Annotated in this window: 17 protein-coding genes; 8 read left to right on the top strand and 9 right to left on the bottom strand. The window is 58.2% G+C overall.

The genetic code is table 11. From position 1 onward, the window contains the following. The first annotated feature begins 14 nt into the window (after positions 1–14). Positions 15–485 (top strand): signal peptidase II, encoded by a 471-nt coding sequence (gene lspA, locus V6617_RS06290; protein ID WP_332717516.1) that lies wholly within the window; start codon positions 15–17, stop codon positions 483–485. A gap of 29 nt (positions 486–514) precedes the next feature. Continuing rightward, positions 515–1,795, top strand: coding sequence for a cytochrome P450 (locus V6617_RS06295; RefSeq protein ID WP_332717514.1), 1,281 nt, complete (start codon positions 515–517; stop codon positions 1,793–1,795). A gap of 511 nt (positions 1,796–2,306) precedes the next feature. Here V6617_RS06295 and V6617_RS06300 read toward each other — a convergent pair. Both V6617_RS06300 and V6617_RS06305 read right to left on the bottom strand, forming a co-directional pair. Beyond that, positions 2,307–4,229, bottom strand: a complete 1,923-nt coding sequence (locus V6617_RS06300) for an AAA family ATPase (RefSeq protein ID WP_338609803.1) — start codon at positions 4,227–4,229, stop codon at positions 2,307–2,309. A gap of 130 nt (positions 4,230–4,359) precedes the next feature. Then, positions 4,360–4,965, bottom strand: a complete 606-nt coding sequence (locus V6617_RS06305; protein ID WP_338609804.1) for a hypothetical protein — start codon at positions 4,963–4,965, stop codon at positions 4,360–4,362. 155 nt (positions 4,966–5,120) lie between these two features. Here V6617_RS06305 and V6617_RS06310 point away from each other — a divergent pair, with 155 nt between their 5' ends. Next, entirely contained in the window at positions 5,121–5,444 is a 324-nt protein-coding gene (locus V6617_RS06310) for a helix-turn-helix transcriptional regulator (protein ID WP_332717508.1), read from the top strand. A gap of 438 nt (positions 5,445–5,882) precedes the next feature. Here V6617_RS06310 and V6617_RS06315 read toward each other — a convergent pair whose 3' ends face one another. Next, on the bottom strand, positions 5,883–6,365 hold the full coding sequence (locus V6617_RS06315; RefSeq protein WP_338609805.1) for a DUF305 domain-containing protein: 483 nt from the start codon (positions 6,363–6,365) through the stop codon (positions 5,883–5,885). 956 nt (positions 6,366–7,321) lie between these two features. On the opposite strand from V6617_RS06315, the gene V6617_RS06320 reads away from it, so the two are divergent. Further along, the gene (locus tag V6617_RS06320; protein ID WP_332717500.1) at positions 7,322–8,365 is read left to right on the top strand and encodes an acyltransferase; all 1,044 of its coding nucleotides are present in this window, start codon (positions 7,322–7,324) and stop codon (positions 8,363–8,365) included. Then, positions 8,362–8,805, top strand: a complete 444-nt coding sequence (locus V6617_RS06325) for a FixH family protein (RefSeq protein ID WP_332717498.1) — start codon at positions 8,362–8,364, stop codon at positions 8,803–8,805. The genes V6617_RS06320 and V6617_RS06325 overlap by 4 nt, the downstream gene beginning before the upstream one ends. A gap of 22 nt (positions 8,806–8,827) precedes the next feature. Here V6617_RS06325 and V6617_RS06330 read toward each other — a convergent pair whose 3' ends face one another. The 5 genes from V6617_RS06330 to V6617_RS06350 all read right to left on the bottom strand — a co-directional run bounded on the left by V6617_RS06330 (position 8,828) and on the right by V6617_RS06350 (position 13,850). Further along, the gene (locus tag V6617_RS06330) at positions 8,828–9,724 is read right to left on the bottom strand and encodes a cytochrome c (protein ID WP_332717496.1); all 897 of its coding nucleotides are present in this window, start codon (positions 9,722–9,724) and stop codon (positions 8,828–8,830) included. Beyond that, positions 9,721–10,290: a c-type cytochrome gene (locus V6617_RS06335; protein WP_319019399.1), complete on the bottom strand. Its 570-nt coding sequence runs from the start codon at positions 10,288–10,290 to the stop codon at positions 9,721–9,723. The genes V6617_RS06330 and V6617_RS06335 overlap by 4 nt, the downstream gene beginning before the upstream one ends. 442 nt (positions 10,291–10,732) lie before the next feature. Then, positions 10,733–11,596: a WD40/YVTN/BNR-like repeat-containing protein gene (locus V6617_RS06340; protein WP_338609806.1), complete on the bottom strand. Its 864-nt coding sequence runs from the start codon at positions 11,594–11,596 to the stop codon at positions 10,733–10,735. Between the two features lie 56 nt (positions 11,597–11,652). Continuing rightward, complete coding sequence (locus tag V6617_RS06345; protein ID WP_338609807.1) at positions 11,653–13,134, bottom strand: multicopper oxidase family protein; 1,482 nt, start codon at positions 13,132–13,134, stop codon at positions 11,653–11,655. Between the two features lie 518 nt (positions 13,135–13,652). Then, positions 13,653–13,850 (bottom strand): heavy-metal-associated domain-containing protein, encoded by a 198-nt coding sequence (locus tag V6617_RS06350; RefSeq protein WP_338609808.1) that lies wholly within the window; start codon positions 13,848–13,850, stop codon positions 13,653–13,655. 138 nt (positions 13,851–13,988) lie between these two features. Here V6617_RS06350 and V6617_RS06355 point away from each other — a divergent pair, with 138 nt between their 5' ends. Further along, positions 13,989–16,529, top strand: coding sequence for a heavy metal translocating P-type ATPase (locus V6617_RS06355; protein WP_338609809.1), 2,541 nt, complete (start codon positions 13,989–13,991; stop codon positions 16,527–16,529). After that, on the top strand, positions 16,526–16,987 hold the full coding sequence (gene cueR, locus V6617_RS06360) for a Cu(I)-responsive transcriptional regulator (RefSeq protein WP_090599157.1): 462 nt from the start codon (positions 16,526–16,528) through the stop codon (positions 16,985–16,987). The genes V6617_RS06355 and cueR overlap by 4 nt, the downstream gene beginning before the upstream one ends. Before the next feature lie 14 nt (positions 16,988–17,001). Here cueR and V6617_RS06365 read toward each other — a convergent pair whose 3' ends face one another. Next, positions 17,002–17,457: a c-type cytochrome gene (locus V6617_RS06365; RefSeq protein WP_332716575.1), complete on the bottom strand. Its 456-nt coding sequence runs from the start codon at positions 17,455–17,457 to the stop codon at positions 17,002–17,004. Positions 17,458–17,601: 144 nt separating this feature from the next. On the opposite strand from V6617_RS06365, the gene V6617_RS06370 reads away from it, so the two are divergent. Continuing rightward, positions 17,602–18,009: a hypothetical protein gene (locus V6617_RS06370; protein ID WP_338609810.1), complete on the top strand. Its 408-nt coding sequence runs from the start codon at positions 17,602–17,604 to the stop codon at positions 18,007–18,009. Positions 18,010–18,037 lie beyond the last annotated feature (28 nt).

The following is an 18,037-nucleotide window of genomic DNA, read 5'->3' on the forward strand; positions in this document are numbered from 1 at the left end:
AGGGATTATGCGATATGCTCAGGCTCGGCCTTCCAATCGTCCTTGGCGGATTTCTCCTTGATCAGGCGACGAAATGGTTGGTCCTGAACCATGTCATGAACCCACCTCAGGTCATCCCTGTCACCGATTTCTTCAATCTCGTGCTCGGCTTTAACACCGGCGTGAGCTTCGGATTGTTCGGCGAGGCTCCGGCTTGGATCCTGATGGCGTTCACGCTTGCCATAGTCGCCGGGCTCCTGGGCTGGATCAAGCGAACCGACAACCGTCTCACGGCCGCCGCCCTCGGGCTTATCGTCGGGGGCGCGCTGGGCAATCTGCTCGACCGGCTGCGGCAGGGCGCCGTGACGGATTTTCTGGATTTCTACATTGGCAGCTATCATTGGCCAGCCTTCAATCTTGCCGACGTGGCGATCGTATGCGGGGCGGGGCTCTTGCTCATCGAGAGCGTCCTAGCCAGAGACGACACGAAAGCCCGTAGCGCCTGAACCAGTGCCTGCCCGACGAAGGACGCTCAATGCCTCAGATCCCCCGCACCGCAACGCCGGACGCCACTCTGGCCCTTATCAATGATCCGTATCGGTTCATATCGAAGCGATGTCGGAAGTATGGGGCAGACCTATTCGAAACACGGCTGATGCTGCAAAAGGCGACCTGCATGACCGGGCCGGAAGCGGCTCGGCTCTTCTACGACAACGACCGGTTCATGCGGCGTGGCGCCATGGTCGGGCGGATTCAAAAGACGCTGCTCGGACGGGGAGGCGTGCAGGGCCTGGACGACGAGGCTCACAAACACCGCAAGCAGATGTTCATGTCGCTGATGAGCGCTGAGCAGCTCGCTCGGCTGGTGGCGGGAACCGCCGAAGAGTGGCAGACCTGCGCTCGCGCCTGGACGCTAAAGGACGAAGTGGTTCTATATGACCAGTTGCACGGCCTTCTCACGCGCGCTGCCTGCGCCTGGGCCGGTGTGTCGCTCGCGGACTCAGAAGTCGCGCAGCGAACGCGAGAGATCACCGCGCTATTCGATTATGCCGGATCTATTGGGCCGAAACACTGGTGGGCTCGCTTGGCCCGCAAGAGGAGCAACCGCTGGATCGAGACCATCATCGGTCAGATTCGAAGCGGCCGGTTACGCCCCGCCGAACAATCCGCTGCCCATGTTATTGCATGGCACCGGGATCTGAACGGTGAGTTGCTGCCGCCTCACTTCGCTGCTGTGGAAGTGCTAAACGTGATCAGACCGATTGTGGCCGTCAGCGTCTACATCACGTTTGTAGCGCACGCCCTGCATCAATATCCTGAGTGTCGGCGCAAGCTCCAGGCCGGCGATGATGAGAGCTACACTGAACTCTTTGCCCAGGAGGTCCGCCGGTTCTATCCTTTCTTTCCTGCTGTCGCGGCACGGGTGCGCCGTGACTTTGAATGGCAGGGGTATCACTTCCCCCAAGGACGCCGCGTTCTCCTCGACCTTTACGGCACAAACCATGATGCGCGCTCATGGGAAACACCCGAAACGTTTCGGCCAGAACGGTTTGGTGATTGGGACAGGAGCCCCTTCAACTTCGTCCCTCAAGGTGGCGGCGATCACCATATGCATCACCGATGCCCAGGTGAGTGGATCACGATCGAACTGATGAAGCAGGCTTCGGAGGTTCTATCCAGAAGCATACGGTATGATGTGCCGGAGCAGGATCTGCGGATCGACTATTCGAGGTTGCCTGCTCTGCCGCGCAGCCGCTTCATCATCAAAAACGTTCGGCAGACTTCGACCCGCATTCCTGCTGCGTCGCCAAGCTGACGCCGTGCGTTCAACGGCAAATTTGGCTGGGTGCATTGGTGCCGGCGACGTCCGGCAACAATAAGCGAGAATGGACATCAAAATCGTTCTCCGCTCGCCGCGACACAAGCTCAACGAGCTGCCGGTTGCCAAAATTGCATAATCATAGCATCTTGAGTATTATGTTTAAAATCAATGGCTTAGTTCCATAATGTTAATTATGCGACAAACATGGATGGCTCGGCTTTAAGCCCTGACCGCGACTTTACGCGTTCCGTTCTCAACGCTTTCGAACGGTCCCAACAATTGCAGGAACCGGACGGAGTCTCACTCCCCACTCCTCAAGCATAGGAGCATTTGAAAGCTCAACTGCGCCGGGCTCAAATATGGTCATCTTCTCGAGATCGTCAGCAAGAGCCCGTAATTTAGAGACCGTCGCGAGGACATCGGCGCGCATGAAGTCGATTCTGGCCATTTCGCTTACTCGGGGTTTGATAGAGAAGGACAGTGTGAGGAGAAAAGCCCCGTTCACCTATGGTTTTGGGCCGTTCCGCTCGAGAATGGACAGAAAGTTCGACCCGTTGAGGAAGCGCTTGTCGATGAGGGCGTCGGCAATTGCACGAACGTCCCGTTTGTGGGTGACAATCAAGTCCTTGCTTTGGCCGTAGAGTTCTCGAAGATGCTTGTCTACCGCAGCGGAGTGTCGCTCACTTCGCGCAAGGATCATCGGCACACTCTCCTTGTCGGCACGAAAAATCATTTCCTCGCCGAGACCGGTGCCAAGGTGAAGCAGGCCGATGTGCATGGTTGCGCGAGCAAGGTCACTCGCAGAACTTCCACCCGAGCCGGTGCCAGGCTCACCGAGCAGCACTTCTTCCGCGGCCCGTCCGGCGAGCGCCTGGATGACGTGGCGTTCCAGGTCGGAACGCGTTGACAGGTAGGGATCAGTGTCGGTTTGGGTGTATCCCCCATGGTTTTGTCCCGAGATGATCGAGATTGCCTTGACCTCTCCCAGTCCAAGGGCGTGGCACACAACAGCGTGCCCGGCCTCGTGAACTGCCACGCGTTCGACATGAGGAGCGGTGCGGCGTTCGTCGGGAACGAGGACCTCCAGAAGGTCGATCATCTCCATGGCTCGCTTTGCGCGACGCGCCGTCCGTCGTGCTGACCTCACCCAGTCGACGACTTGGGCCCCGGTCGCTCCATACGCGAGTTCAGCGATATAGGTAAGGTCTTCGCCGACAAGGTCGCTGCCGAGATGTTGCCTGAAGATCCCCGCGAGAGCGTCGGCGTCCGGAAGTTCGATCTCAATGATCTTCGACAGGCGCCCAGGCCGGACCAGAGCCCGGTCGATACGGTCTCCATGGTTGGTTGCACCAAGGATGATCAAATTGTTGGTGGCGTTCGAAACCGCGCCGTCCAGCGTGATCAGCAGATGGGTGATCACCGGCAACCACCAGTCCGCTCCGCGAGGAGAGATGGTGGCACGATCAGGGACCGCGTCCAGTTCATCGAGCAGCAGAATGGCAGGAGACATCGCGCGAGCCGCCGCAAAGGTTTGGTCGATCTGCTTGATGATGCTGTCGAGATACCCAGGCGAATTTGCGAACCAGGCTCCGACGCTGGTGGCAACCAGGGGCAACCCCGCACTCTTGGCCAGACTGCGTGCGAATGTGGTCTTGCCCATGCCCGGGGGTGAGACCAGGACTGCGTTGCGGTCGATGGCTTCAAATGGGATCTCACCCCGGCGCCAACTTTCCAGGTCCTCCAGAAGATTGACTGCCCATTCTTTCGCTACACCGTATCCGTGGAGGTCGGCGATTTCGGGAACGTCCGCCGAGGTCGTATCGATGCGGCGTTTGGATTCCACAGCGCGTCGCAAGCGATTCAGACACTCCTCGGAAGTGGACCCTTGGCGAATACAGGCCGCAATTTCCTCAAACTCGAGACCTGCGATATCCTTGTTGTGGAGTCCCTCCGGGATAGTGCCGGTCACAGCCTTGATGACGGCCGAGATGACGCGTGCATCCGGAGGTGGGAGTTTAAGCACTTGATCGGCTGAGGCCAACATCGCGGGTGGCAACATTTGCGACGGGTGGTGCGAAACACCGAAAGCACGACCGCCTGTGCCGAGGACGGCGACAAGTTGCTGTGAGGTGGCGTCATCTCGCGAGGGTTTCTTGATGGCGGGCGGGCAATGGTGAAGGTCCCACGAACCCATCGTCTTGAGCGCGCGATGCAGAGGTTCACACCAATCGAATGACGGCGCCTCCACCACAAGGCAGAACCCCTCACGCGCGCTGATATCGCGGATGCCTTCCATCCCGATAACGCTCTCGATCAATGCCCGCGGAAGAAGGTTCTCCACCGTGTGGCCGCGCTTGCGTGGAAACCTTGCGGTGGATGGTTCCAGTTCGAGATCAAGATCGTCCAAATAATCGTCGTTATCGGCCATGATGTCTCCAGAGCACCTCACCTACCGGCAGGCGCGGATTTTGATGGATACCTTGCGATGCGCGGCAGCGAGATTGGCCGGCGGCCCTGTTGGTGAGGACCGGGCCTCACGCTCTCGGCTGAGGGTTGGATCAGTCCTGAACGCTGATGAGATCAATCCGCGAATGCGGAAGAATAGGTTTGTCGAGATCGATCATCAGCGTGCCGTCGCTGATCATTTGAAAAACGGCGGCCACGGGCGGGGCGGACTTGACCTCACGGGCACAATCGATGACCGTTGAGTAGCCATTCTCGATGAGGTGCAGCAGGACGGCCATGCGATCTTCGGGAGGCACCCAGACTTGGGCGGCATTGCTGATATATTGGCTGTTCGAGAGTCTGGGCTGTCGATGAACGACCGATTCCGGTATGATGCAAGTCCGACGGTTGTTGCCATGACGCTCGCGCTTGATGGCGCGGATCCGGAGCATGGGAAGTGGTTCGTGCCAAATGCTGCCCGGGACGACGATAATGGTCATCACGTTGGCCTTGTAGCTTAAGCGATGCGCAATCACAGAAGTTAGGCCCGCCGCATCGAGTGCTTTGCGAATGACGGCATCGTCACCCAAGGAGTGAGAGCAAGGGCAGGCTTTGATGAGTGAGAGAAAGTTGCGCAACAGCCGGGATGGCGGGTGATCCACCGGCAATTCGGCAAGTTGGAACGGGGGCATCTCGGGATCGTGGAAGGCGCAGGACATCGGGTACCCTCGCAATGGTGGGATGGAACGACGCGAGAAAGCACGCGCCGGCCTGATTAGCCGCCGCAGACGCTCGATTGATGATGTTTGGAAGGACGGTGGTGCAGTCACCGTGGACAGGCTTGTTGCACAAAAACGACGAAAGATCAAGAAGAATGTCGAAAAACGATACTTTGGCCGCTGATTTGGTTAATAAATCTTCCTCTGCGACATCATCTGCGGGCAATCGAAAACGTCTACCCAGTGCAGCGCAGGTGCGCGCTGCGAGGGCTATTCTTGACTGGACTCAAGATGACCTCGCTGGCGCGGCGGGTATCACGCCACAGACCGTCCGCCTCCTCGAGACCGGTCAAAGAGTCCCGTTTGATCGCACTTTGCGCGCCATGAAAAGCGCCTTCGAGGCCGCTGGCGTTACCTTCGTCGTCGAGGCCAGGGGGGAGGGCGTAATCCTATTACAGGCAGTTTCCGAACAAGAATGAGAAGGGCATTTTCCGGTAAATGCGGATACCTCCGGTTGTGCGATCGTAGATGCCGCGCGGTTGTGAGGGCCTGGGAGTCGGCAGTGGCACCGAGAGCACCGGGAACGCCGAGACGAAAAAGCAGAAGACGGTTCTGGCAAACAGGTTGTTGAATTAGAAAGCATGCCGCATCGAGAGGGGCAGCGCCCCGGGTGTATTACCGTTCGTCGGGGAGCACGCCCCGGGATAGTCGCTTGAAAGGTCGGGGGTCGGGGTGATCCCGGCCGAAGCTGATTGCAGCAGGAAGATCAGCGTATGATCTGCCAGATTTCGGCAACGGAGGGCAGAAAGATCGCGACTCCGCCGCGCACCACATCGAGTGCAGCCAGCATGGCATTAACCATGGCAATGCCATGCTAAGGTAAGAAGGTGACCGGGATCGCTCCCGGTCACTGCCATTTATCGGGCGTCGAGCCACTCAAGCATTTCGGCGATCTCACGTTCCTGGGCGTCGACGATTTCCTGGGCAATTTCTTTTACCCATTCGTCCTCGGCATACTCGAGGGCCGCGTTGGCCATCGCGAGAGCGCCCTGATGGTGTGGGATCATGCCGCAAATGAAGGCGACATCGAAGTCTTCGGCCATCATGGCCGCCATCATATCGTTATGCATGGCACCCATATCGGCCATCATGGCCTGGTGACCCTCGCTCATCCCCTCCATCATTGCGCCCATATCCATGTCCATCGACATACCGGCCATGTGGCCGGCGTTCTCGAGACAGATTTCGGGTAAATCCGAGCTTTCATTGGCATCGGCATCCATGCTCATCCCGTCCATGGACATGCCATCCATGTTGGAATGATCCATGCCCTGCGCCATCGCAATGGACGCAGTGCTGGCAAAGAGGATGGCGAGGCTGAGGGTTTTGAACGTCTTCATAGGTATTCTCCGGTTTGAAATTGATCGATATCGCGGTTCAAACCAGTGGCTTTGGAGGAGGGGCAGGAACTTTGGGATATTCGCCGCTTCTGTGCAGGACAGGATAGGCATCAACCAGAACAGCCGTTCGTTCCAAGAGTGTGGGGCGAGCTGTGTTGGCAGGCATCAGGCAGCAGGCAATCGCTGCACACTCCTCGTGGCCATTTAAGTCGTGCTCCACGTCGTTGTGGTGCGCGGCCGTCTGATGCCCATCTTGCGGAGGCGAACTCATGGCGCTCGGCGCAGCCAGAAGGCTGAACACGACCAATAACGGAAGAAGGATCAATTTCGCAAATTGGGACATTAGATTGATGAGCAATGTTCCATGGTGGGCGCTTCAGCAGGTGGCGACTTCGGGTGGACCTGATCGATACGGTTCACTATGGTGGTGAAGGTAGCCAGCGTATTGGGGCAAATTGCGGCAGTGATCGGTATAGCGGCGAAAGACATTTCCTGGAAATCGTTCCTACGCCTTTTTGTTGTGGCGTGGGTAATCGTTATTGCGTTGCCTCTCCAGGCGACCCACGCCCCGCTGCATGGCCCCACTGCGGAAACTCTCTTGACGGGAATGGACTGGGCTGGAGATCCCCAGATCGATGAGGCCGGCACACTTGGTGCTGGCCAGCACGACAACACCGACCACGTCCATGAAACGCCCATAATCGTGAACGCCCGCTGGGCGAGTCCACCCGACTGGCTGCGGTCGTGGAAACATTCTCATGTCAGGACTCAGATATCAGATCGTCCTGCACCAATTGATCAGCCCCCGAGACCGGAACAGAGCGCATAACTCTGTTTTCTGACCCGCCGAACATCGGTTTCAGCGGTGACGAGATGTAATCCAACATCAGATTCCGGTATGACCAATGAACCGACCCGTCAATGGGCCGGCGTCAGCTTCTGGCGCGGGCACGCCCATGATGCTTTCGACCGCCTTCGGAAACCCCGACAACAGTTACAATGCCGTGCGCTTGATCGCTGCGTTGAGTGTGGTGCTCTCCCATTCGCTACTTCTGGGCTTGAACTCACCGAGTTACGATCCCTTGAGCTGGGCCGCTTACGATCTGGGGGCAACAGCAGTAAACGTGTTCTTTGTCATATCGGGCGCGATGCTCACCCACAGCGTGTTGCAGCGAGGACTCGGGCAGTTTGTCCGGAATCGATTCTTGCGGATCTACCCGGCGCTGATCGTCAGCGCTGCACTCATTTCCCTCATTATAGGTCCTTTCGGAACAGGTGCACGCCTTTGGGAGTATTATTCCAGCCCACAGACCTGGCTCTACCCTCTCAACGTCGCATGGAACTTCGAGGGGGCCGTCCTGCCGTCCATGTTCGAGCACGGCCGATATCCCGGCGATGTAAACGTACCGCTCTGGACCATAAAATACGAAATCCTGAGTTACATTGTCTTCGGGATTGCTGCGGCTTTGGGACTTCTGCGCCATCCATCCATTGCGTTTGCTGCGTGGGCGGCGTTCGGCTTTGCCCTTCTGGCCGACGTTGGCGTCGATCCCACCGGTGAAACGCCAGTCGAGAGCCTCTTCCGCTTTGGATTTGCCTTTCTCACCGGGGCGGTGGCGCGACGATTCGGCGAAGTAATTCCCCTGCGGTTTGGTTGGGCAATGGCGGCGCTTGCCTTGGCGGTGGCCGGCACGGGAACCCGGTTTGGGGAGGTGACCTGGATCATTGGGATAGGGTATGCAGCGCTCTACGTGGGCGCCAAGAACTGGGGTCGGATCGCCGAGTTCGCGCGGCGGCACGATCTTTCCTACGGCATCTACCTCATGGCATGGCCAATCCAACAGGTCCTGACGCGGGAGCCCATCTGGTTTGGGCCGCAGGTTGCTGTGCTTTTCTTGCTGTCCAGCACCATTTCCGGAAGCCTGGCGTATCTCTCTTGGAAATTCGTTGAGAAGCCAGCCCTTCGCCGCAAAGCGCCAGCCTCGGAGAAGGAACCGTGAAAGCGAAAGGAAAGAGCCGACGCCGGAAAGCGAGCGGAATCTCGTTGGTGATGATCTGGACAGTCGGGACCTTGTTTTTTGGCCTTGTCCTGATCCTTGCGAGCATTCCACTCGTTTCCAATCCCGCTCAGCGTGCGACCGGTGAGGACACCGTCGATACGTCGGGCATCACGGTCAATGTCAGTGCCAGCTTGGCGGACGATAGAACCCTCACCGTATTCATCAGGTCGCCCGTGGATCGAGCCGATATCATCGATCCACGGGTAAAAATTGAGATGCCTGGACATCAGATGACTGTAGATGCCGACGTCTTGTCAGCAGGTCCCGGAGCCTTTCAAGCCAGTGCGATGCTACCGATGGCCGGGCAGTGGGAGGTGCAGGTCAGTATCGGCGACGACGTCATAAGATTGCCGGTAGATGCGAACCCGGCTGGGCCGTAGCCACTAAAACCAACACCGACCCTCACTGATCCATCAAAAATTCAGCCATGTCCTCAATATGCTGATCCAACAAATAGCTGGTGGAGAGGTGAACGACTTCAGCCATCGCACCTCCAAAAGCATCGCCAGTCGGGGTGAGCCCGGTGCGCAGCGCCGCAATCAGGCTTTCCTCGGTCCAGCCCCCCTCGGCAAGCGCCTCGGTGGTGATCGGGGGTGCGGTCCAACCCGCAGTGCCGCCTGAAGCACCAGCGAACTGAGCGTCAGTATCCAAGCCGCCAGCAAAGTTTCTCGGTGTGTGACAGGCAGCGCAATGGGCCGGTCCCTCCACCATAAACCGTCCACGGTTCCACGATGTCGATTTGGTCTCGTCGACGACATAGTCCACAGGCTCGTAGAAAAAGGTGCGCCAGAGCTTCACGCCCTGGCGAATGCTGAATGGCAGTGGGACCTCGTTCTCTTCAGGCACGAAGTTGGATGGAGGAACCTCTTGGACAGCGGCCCACATGTCGGCCATATCGCGATCGGTAAGAGTGGCATAAAATTCGAACGGGAATGCCGGGTAATATGGAGATCCATCGGGCGCAACCCCGTGCCTTACGGCCCGAACGAAGTCTTGGAAGCTCCAGTCGCCGATGCCAAATTCTGGATCAGGGGTAATGTTTGGGGATACGAAGGTGCCGAAATCAGAGGCCAATGAAACTCCCCCAGCCCATGGGTCGCCGTCTTCGATCGTGTGGCAGGTGACACAGCCCGATAGGCGGGCAAGATACGCACCGCGCTTGGCGTCACCGGTAATTTGCTGCGACAAATCGGGAGTGGAGCTAGGCATGAGCATCCAGGTCACCAAGCCCAGGCCAAAGCCGCCCAAGAGCACCGCGGTTACAACGGGCCATTTGAGATCGATTTTTGGCCAGGTCACTTGCGAAACACCGTGTGGCAGGCCGAGCAGGTGCCGGCGATATCGGTTGCAACCGCGGCAGCGCTTCTGATCGATTGTGTTTCCGGGTCAGAGCTTGAATTTTCGGGGTCAGATTTCGGCGCCAGTCCGAGCAGCACCGAGGTATCCATGCTTGTCCAGTCATTTCGCGCCACCCGAGCGGTCTCCAGCGTCGGTTGGTCAGTGGTCCTTTCTAACTCTTGGGCCAGGCTCTCCAGTTGCTGGGCATACTGAGCAAAGAGAGCCCAGTCCTCCCATATTTCCGGACGTGCTTCCGAAGGGAATTCCGTAGTGCCTTGGGGGAACAACTCGGTCATTGCGTTGCCGGAGTGAGCCGCAATCATCGCTGCGGCCTCCTCAATCACCGCAGGGCCTGGATCGGAAGAGCCGTTGATGATTGGCGTCAGGACCTGCATCTGCTCGCCCAACATCATCATGCCCATCATCCTGTCGGCGACTATGCCGGTGGCGCCGTTATGCGCAAATGCGGACGCACAGCCTGTTGCTGCGCCGGCAAAAGCCAGCGCATAAAAACATGTTCGTTTCATAAGATATCTCTCGGTTGGAACTCGAAATTGCTGTCAATCAGACAGCCAAGGAGTCCTTCCGAGGAGGAGGGGGATCGACCACGAATAAATGAACCGTTAGCTCCAGCGCCGCACTGGTCCAAACCGTTGTCGTCGTATCGAGACGGAGCGCTGACGCTAGTGGGTGCGACAGCAGCAGAGGTCCGCAGTGTTTCGATCCGTGGCCCGAATGGGTATCGTCGGCTGCCGATCGGTCAAGAGACGAGGACGTGTGGACGTGGTCACTGATCTCGACATTTTGTGCTGCATGGAGGTGAGCAGTCGAGGCCACCATCAACGCAAGTGCCAAAAAAATGGTTCCCAGCGCCTTCAAACCCGAGCCTTCACGAATCGCCAACCTAATGGCCCATTGATACCGATGATGATGGTTTGATTAGGGCCGTCGGCCCCAATCGTGGCCCATTTACGGAACCGAAATATCGACTGACCCATCCGACGAAAGGAGAACAAGTCCACCTCCATCGGTTGCCGCTACATACCCGCCTTCAGGCATGGATGTGAGATGAAGTAGATAGGTATCATCGAAATCGTCGGCGACAACGGCGAAGTCGAGTTCAGTCTCAGGTGAATGCACCACGCCAACCCCAAGAACGAAGGCATGAACCCCGTTTGCGTCTACATGGACAGAAGAAACCGGCGCGCTTGTTTCATATATCCTGACCCAGGTTCTGCCCGCGTCCTCACTTTTGAAAAGACCTGAATTGGTCGCGGCATAGAGGGCATCCGGAGAGATGCCCGATGCGGCAAGATCGATAATGCCGTCCGGCAGCAGACCAATCTCCTCCCAACTGCGGCCGGCGTCTGTGCTCGTTTGAAGGGAGGCGCCGTGATGTACGCCATAAAGGACTTCCGGATTGGCGCCGCTGACCGTCATCTGGTGGAAATCGACCGGCCCACCGACGCCTTCAGCGATCTTGGACCAGGTCTCGCCTCCGTCGACGCTCTCGATGACACCTATATTGCCGCCCGCGATCGGATGACCGCTGGCCCAGTATCGTTCGTTTTCAGTTGGGTGGGTCGAGAACCCCATGAAGTCGTCGCGGCTGTCTCCTAAAAGCTGGGCAGTCTCGTTGTCGAGATTTACACTCCACAGTCCATGGTGGGTTGCCATAAGGACTTCGGCGGTATTCTCCTGCGACGCCAAGCCGTGGACGTGCGTGGTTTCCAGAACTTCGCTCAGCGGCTGAAGCTCCTGTCCTAGTGCGGCCTGAGAGAGCGTTGCGGAAGCAGCTATCAGAAGTGCGGCCATGCTGCGGTTCGTGATCATGAATATCTCCAAAAATAGTGGACCAGCCCCGCTCGACGGGGTCGGTCGGTTCTGGTTTAGGCCTGGACCCGGAATTCGGTCATCATGCCGGTCGACAGGTGCGGCATGTGATGGCAGTGCAGCATCCATCGAGCCGCCTCGCCTGCGTCCATGGCAATTGTTACGCTGGCCATCGGGGGGACATAGACAGTGTCGCGGACGGCTCCGGAAATCCGGCGAGCGTTAAGGCCGACGACCTGGAAGGCGTGCCCGTGCAGATGCATCGGGTGGCCCATCATCGACATGTTGTGGAACATCAGCTCAACCCGTTCGCCGCTCTTGGCCGTGATAGGCCTATGTTCGCCCCAGCCGCGACCATCGATTGTCCAGACATAGGGCGACATCGACCCGTCCAGCATAATCATCTGGCTGTTGCTCACCTCCCTGTCGGAGAGAGGATTGATCGCGCGGAACCGCCCTTCCTGGGAGAGATCGATGTCGAAAGCGGGTGACGACGTCTCCCCCAAGTCTGACATTTTCGATACTGCCGCCCCTGCCGGTGCAAGCATCAGACCGGTGCGCTCGCGCTCGCCTTCGCGGAGCGCCAGGATGGGGAAGGTGCGCGTCTCGGAAGGGAGGTCGAGGTCGATATCGAGACGCTGTCCCATCGCAAGTCCGAACCGGTTGCCGTTGAGGGGCGAAATCCTGTGGCCATCGACCGCTACTAAACGCCCCCCGATGCCGGTGTCGATCCAGAAGGTGGTCGCCGACGAGGCGTTGATGATGCGCAACTTGACGCGCCCGCCGCGTTCGACCTGAACGACTTCCGGGTCGTCGAGCGTGCGGTCGTTGGTGAGATACGCATCGAAGTTGAAGTCATTGAGATCCATGGCCATGGTCGACATGTTTGCCATATCGCTCATATTCATCTGCCCCATGTCCATGTCGCCATGGTCCATCTGCATCGAACCTTGTGGCGTCGCAACGGAAGAACCGTGATCCATGTCCGCATGCCCGGCGCCCTGGGTAATCTCATCAAGGACCGCTTGTGGATCCTTGAACGAGAAATCGTGCAGGAACATCACCACTTCCTGGCGGTCCTCAATAACGTCTTCTGTGCTGCGCACGATGAGCGGTGCAGCAAGGAGGTTCATTTCCTGGGTCGGCACGTGGCTGTGCATCCAGTGGGTGCCCGCCAGCGGCTCGAAATCATAGTCCCGGGTTTCGCCAGGCACGAGCTTGGGGCGTGGCAGATCCGGAACGCCGTCCTGGATATTGGGCGGTATCTGCCCGTGCCAGTGAACGATGGTTTCAACGTCGAGGGTATTCTCCAAGGTGAGCTTAAATCGTTCGCCGGGATCGAGGATAAGTCCCTGACCGCCGCCAGGGCCGGCGATACCGTAGACGGAGGCGGCCCTTCCGTTGACCTCGATGGTGCGAGTGGCGACCGTGAGTTGGCGAGACGATTCTTGAGCCCGACCTATGCGAGGAAGGGCAGTGGTTGCCGCAAGCGCGGCAGTTGCCGTGAGAAAGCCACGGCGGGTCAGCACGTTTGTCATTTGAATAGTCCGATCGATGCGCTCAAAAGGCGCGACTGTACGTTACCGCTTGTGAGGCGGCGCGTTAGACGAGGATCGGATTGTGCTTCGGAGGGCGCCGGCCAGGTTCGGGAACAAAAGAGGTTGGACCCAAGCCATGAAGCGGGGCAGACCTCAAGGTCAGAGCCAGAGGCGAATGCAAGCTCACCGGCTCAGACAGCGGACCGGCCACTGCACATGCGGTCGCGCACAGCGTATCATGGTGCCGCTCGGACTTGTGGTGATCGGATCCATGATTGGTCATGGACATTCCCAAGTCGGCGCTGACCTGGTGACCTTTGTGGAGTTGCAAACGGCCAATGTCGCTTGACGTCTGTGCCCATGACATCGCCGTTGACGACACCATCAGCGCGAGGATGGTAACGAGCCGCAATATGTGTGACGCGAACATGGACATAAAAAAAGGCTAACCCCGAACGAAAGCGACATCAAGGCGGGTGGGGCTCCCCCGGCGCGACATATCGCGCCGGGGGCAGTTCTTACATGGACTCAGGAGAATATCCTGCTCCCGCGATGACGCGCTTTATGGCGTCACTCGGCTGTGCACTTTCGATGCGCACGGAGTGCGTGGTGAGATCGACATCCACCTTTGCCGCCGGGTCCGCGCTCTTGACGGCCTTCTCGATTGTTCCTGCGCAGTGGCCGCAGGTCATGTCCTGAACTTTGAACTCATGCATGGGTGTATCCCTTCCGGTTCGACTGCGCCAATCATGGAGCTTCCCACCGTTGGAAGGTCAAGCGCGAATTTGCACTTGACCTTACCATGATTGGAAGGATTAGATCATTGTGCAGTTGTCGAACAAGGACTGCAGAAAATGAACCAGGTGAAACAATTAAACGGCATGAAATCCCTCGATTTTACCATCGAGGGGATGACTTGCGCCTCCTGCGTATCACGCGTTGAAAAAGCTATTCGGGCGGTCCCCGGCGTAGCTTCGGCTTCGGTCAACCTCGCCACCGAGCGTGCGCGAATTGAACTTTCGGGTCCGACAGATGTTCGGCAGATCGCCGAGGCGGTGCATAAAGCCGGGTACACCCCAGAGGCCTCGGAGACTATTACACTCGATATCGAGGGCATGACCTGCGCCTCGTGCGTGGGTAGGGTGGAAAAGGCGCTCAAGCGCGTTGAGGGTGTCGTGGACGCCGCCGTCAATCTTGCGACCGAACGTGCAACAGTCGAGGTGCTTGGGGCAACGGCCACAAAAGACGATTTGGCACGCGCCGTCGCGACGGCTGGCTACAGTGTCCGAAGTGTCGCGGCTGAAGCCAAGTCCAACGGACCCAGTCGCGAACAGATCAAGGAAGCCGAAGCCATCTCGCTTCGCAACGCGATGCTTCTTGCAGCGCTGCTCACCGCTCCGCTTTTCGTCATCGAGATGGGCTCGCACTTCATTCCTGCAGTGCACATGTTCATCATGGACACGATTGGCATGCAGACCAATCGCTACGTGCAGTTCATCCTCGCCACGATCGTCCTGTTTGGCCCCGGGCGCCGGTTTCTCGTCAAAGGCTTTCCCAACCTCTGGCGCCGGACACCGGACATGAATTCCCTTGTGGCACTTGGGGCATCCGCTGCGTGGGGGTATTCGGTGGTAGCGACCTTCCTACCAGATTTGCTGCCGGCAGGGACGAGCAATGTCTATTATGAAGCCGCGGCGGTGATCGTCACCCTGATCCTGCTCGGCCGTTATCTCGAGGCGCGGGCCAAGGGACGCACCGGACAGGCAATCAAACGCCTTGTCGGACTGCAGGCGAAGACGGCGCGGATCGACCGCGATGGTGCGATCGTCGAGGTCGATCTCGATGAGGTCGTGGCCGGGAATGTTGTTCACATTCGCCCGGGTGACAAAATTCCGGTCGACGGACGCGTGCTCTCGGGCTCGTCCTATGTCGATGAGGCAATGATCACCGGTGAACCGGTCCCCGTTCAAAAGGCGGCAGGTGCCGAAGTGGTTGGCGGGACAATCAACAAAACGGGCGCCTTCACGTTTGAAGCGACCCGGGTCGGGCGTGACACGGTGCTGGCCCAGATCATTGCCATGGTCGAGGCAGCACAAGGGGCAAAGCTGCCGATCCAGGCGTTGGTCGACCGGGTTACCGGGGTCTTTGTGCCAATCGTCATCGGTTTGGCCGCTTTAACATTTCTGGTCTGGCTGATGTTCGGCCCCTCTCCACAGCTGAGCTTTGCGCTGGTCAACGCCGTCGCCGTGCTCATCATTGCATGTCCATGTGCCATGGGGCTGGCGACGCCCACATCCATTATGGTTGGCACCGGGCGGGCGGCCGAGCTAGGCATCCTGTTCCGCAAGGGCGAAGCGCTGCAAACGCTGCGATCGGCCGAAGTCGTCGCGCTCGACAAGACCGGAACTTTGACATTGGGCCAGCCCGAGTTGACCGATCTGATCGTCGCTCCTGGGTTCGAGGAAGATGACGTTCTCAGGCTCGTGGCAAGCCTCGAGCAGCACTCCGAACACCCGATAGCCGAGGCGATCGTTCGCGGTGCGCATGCCAGGTCTGTGGACCTTTTGGCCGCCGATGATTTTCTGGCCGATCCGGGTTTTGGCGTCACCGGTGACGTGGATGGGCGCAAAGTGCTGGTTGGGGCCGATCGTGCTTTGAGACGCAGCGGAATTGAGGTCGATTCATTTGCAAACCAGGCGGTTGAATTTGCCGAAATGGGAAAGTCGCCACTCTATGCAGCAATTGATGGACGGCTGGCCGCCATCATTTCGGTGGCCGATCCTATCAAGCCCACGTCACGCACAGCGATCGAGCGCCTTCACGCCCTTGGGCTTAAGGTGGCGATGATCACAGGCGATAACGAAAAAACCGCCCAGGCTGTAGCCAAACAACTCGGTATCGACGAGGTAGTCGCCGAGGTGCTGCCGAGCGGTAAGGTCGACGCCATCAAAGCGCTTCGCGGGGCAGGCCGCCACCTCGCCTTTGTGGGCGATGGTATCAATGATGCGCCCGCGCTTGCCGAAGCCGATGTCGGCATTGCCGTGGGAACGGGAACGGACATCGCGATCGAAAGTGCCGATGTGGTTTTGATGTCGGGCGACCTCACCGCCGTCGGCGACGCCATCGCCTTGAGCAAGGCGACCATCCGCAATATCAAGCAAAACCTCTTTTGGGCATTTGCATACAACACTGTCTTGATCCCGGTGGCAGCCGGTTTGCTCTATCCCGTTTGGGGAATTCTGCTCTCGCCGGCCCTCGCTGCGGGGGCCATGGCCCTTTCGAGCGTGTTTGTGCTGGGGAACGCCCTGCGGCTGAGGCGGTTTTCGCCTCGGCCCATCAATCCTCATTCCGTACCTCAGCAACTTTCCCAGATGAATCTGGAGCCCGCACAATGAATATCGGACAGGCAGCCAAAGCTTCAGGCGTATCGGCAAAAATGATCCGCTACTATGAATCCATAGGGCTCATAGCGCCGGTGCACCGAACAGATGCAGGGTATCGCATCTACGATGATCAGGACGTCCACACATTGCGGTTCATCAGCAGGGCGCGGGATTTGGGGTTTTCGGTGGACGACATGCGCGAACTTCTGGCGCTGTGGCGGGATCGCGAACGGGCCAGCGCGGATGTCAAAGCGATCGCATTGGCCCATGTAGAAATACTGGAGGAAAAAGCCAGGGCCCTGCAGCAAATGAGCGAGACGCTAAAGCATCTCGCCTCCCACTGTCATGGAGACGGTCGCCCAGACTGTCCCATCATCGAGGATTTCGCCAAACCTGAATTGGCCAAACAAAGGTTGAAACGCAAGCCTCGCTTTGAGGCAGGAGTTTTGGTTTCCGCGAAACCGGGATGACTGCCTTCTGACTATCAGTTTTGCTCGGACATTTGTTCTTGGTAAGCGCGTGCGCGTTCTGGCCAAGTGCTTTTGATGTAGTCGAGAATTGCCTCGATCTCGTCGTCAGTGAGCAGGTCCCCGAACGCCGGCATGTCGCTTTCATAATTTCCACCAACAATTGCTGCCACGCCATCATGAGTGATGCGAAAAAGTTGCTCGTCGCTGTGATGCCAGGTGTGACCTGTCTCATCATGGGGAGGAGCCGGCATGCGACCGTTAGGCAGACGCTCGCGCCATTGGGGCTGGCCCTCGAGCGTTTCACCGTGACAAGCAGCGCAATTGTCGAGATACAGCTGCCGACCTTCGGTCGAATTCTCGACGGCATGCGAGAGGGTTCCGCCGGTCGCGATGGAGACCGCAAGAATGGCCAAGAGAATACTCACCGATGCGGTTATGACCGCTATTGGAGCCATGGTGGAATTTTTCATTTCTAGGGTTGTGCGCCGGAAAGCATGGCGATGTCGACCAATCTATCCGCAATTTTAGTCATCTTAGGGCGTGCATGAATTTTTGGCGACCTTCTTGATGTTTTCCGTAACTTACGTATAATTCCCGTGGGAGAGGAAGGCGTCATGCAAAAAGTTCCGGCAGCCGAGATCGCGAAGAACTTCGGAGAGTGGCACGATCGTGCCTTGAACGAGCCGGTCTTCGTAACTCGATATGGACGCGAAAGCGTAGTGATCGTTTCTGCACAATTGTATGGTGACCTCGTCTCGACAAACGATATTGCCAAGAGAGACGAGAGGAAGCGCACGCCTCTCTTTTCACCTCATCAGATTCTTCAAGCGTACTCTCGCGGTCACATCGGGTCTGATGAGGCTGCCACGCGACTTGGCCTGGGCGGCTATCGAGACCTTGCTGTCGCCCTGGAGGATGCCGGTCTTCCCCTTCCGGGCACCGACGAAAATCGCATTAAAAGGGAAGCGATCGGCGCGGCGAAACTTTTGGCCCCTTATCTTCTAAGGGACAACGATGCTTAGGCTGGTCCTCCCCGACGCAGGGCCCCTA

It is taken from the genome of Pelagibacterium nitratireducens (assembly GCF_037044555.1).
GTDB classification, from domain to species: domain Bacteria; phylum Pseudomonadota; class Alphaproteobacteria; order Rhizobiales; family Devosiaceae; genus Pelagibacterium; species Pelagibacterium nitratireducens.

Excerpts from the sequence above, each read along its gene's own strand:
- lspA (WP_332717516.1), top strand. The coding sequence starts at position 15 with ATGCTCAGGCTCGGCCTTCCAATCGTCCTTGGCGGATTTCTCCTTGAT.
- V6617_RS06295 (WP_332717514.1), top strand. The coding sequence starts at position 515 with ATGCCTCAGATCCCCCGCACCGCAACGCCGGACGCCACTCTGGCCCTT.
- V6617_RS06300 (WP_338609803.1), bottom strand. The coding sequence starts at position 4,229 with ATGGCCGATAACGACGATTATTTGGACGATCTTGATCTCGAACTGGAA.
- V6617_RS06305 (WP_338609804.1), bottom strand. The coding sequence starts at position 4,965 with ATGTCCTGCGCCTTCCACGATCCCGAGATGCCCCCGTTCCAACTTGCC.
- V6617_RS06310 (WP_332717508.1), top strand. The coding sequence starts at position 5,121 with ATGTCGAAAAACGATACTTTGGCCGCTGATTTGGTTAATAAATCTTCC.
- V6617_RS06315 (WP_338609805.1), bottom strand. The coding sequence starts at position 6,365 with ATGAAGACGTTCAAAACCCTCAGCCTCGCCATCCTCTTTGCCAGCACT.
- V6617_RS06320 (WP_332717500.1), top strand. The coding sequence starts at position 7,322 with ATGATGCTTTCGACCGCCTTCGGAAACCCCGACAACAGTTACAATGCC.
- V6617_RS06335 (WP_319019399.1), bottom strand. The coding sequence starts at position 10,290 with ATGAAACGAACATGTTTTTATGCGCTGGCTTTTGCCGGCGCAGCAACA.
- V6617_RS06340 (WP_338609806.1), bottom strand. The coding sequence starts at position 11,596 with ATGATCACGAACCGCAGCATGGCCGCACTTCTGATAGCTGCTTCCGCA.
- V6617_RS06345 (WP_338609807.1), bottom strand. The coding sequence starts at position 13,134 with ATGACAAACGTGCTGACCCGCCGTGGCTTTCTCACGGCAACTGCCGCG.
- V6617_RS06350 (WP_338609808.1), bottom strand. The coding sequence starts at position 13,850 with ATGCATGAGTTCAAAGTTCAGGACATGACCTGCGGCCACTGCGCAGGA.
- V6617_RS06355 (WP_338609809.1), top strand. The coding sequence starts at position 13,989 with ATGAACCAGGTGAAACAATTAAACGGCATGAAATCCCTCGATTTTACC.
- cueR (WP_090599157.1), top strand. The coding sequence starts at position 16,526 with ATGAATATCGGACAGGCAGCCAAAGCTTCAGGCGTATCGGCAAAAATG.
- V6617_RS06365 (WP_332716575.1), bottom strand. The coding sequence starts at position 17,457 with ATGAAAAATTCCACCATGGCTCCAATAGCGGTCATAACCGCATCGGTG.
- V6617_RS06370 (WP_338609810.1), top strand. The coding sequence starts at position 17,602 with ATGCAAAAAGTTCCGGCAGCCGAGATCGCGAAGAACTTCGGAGAGTGG.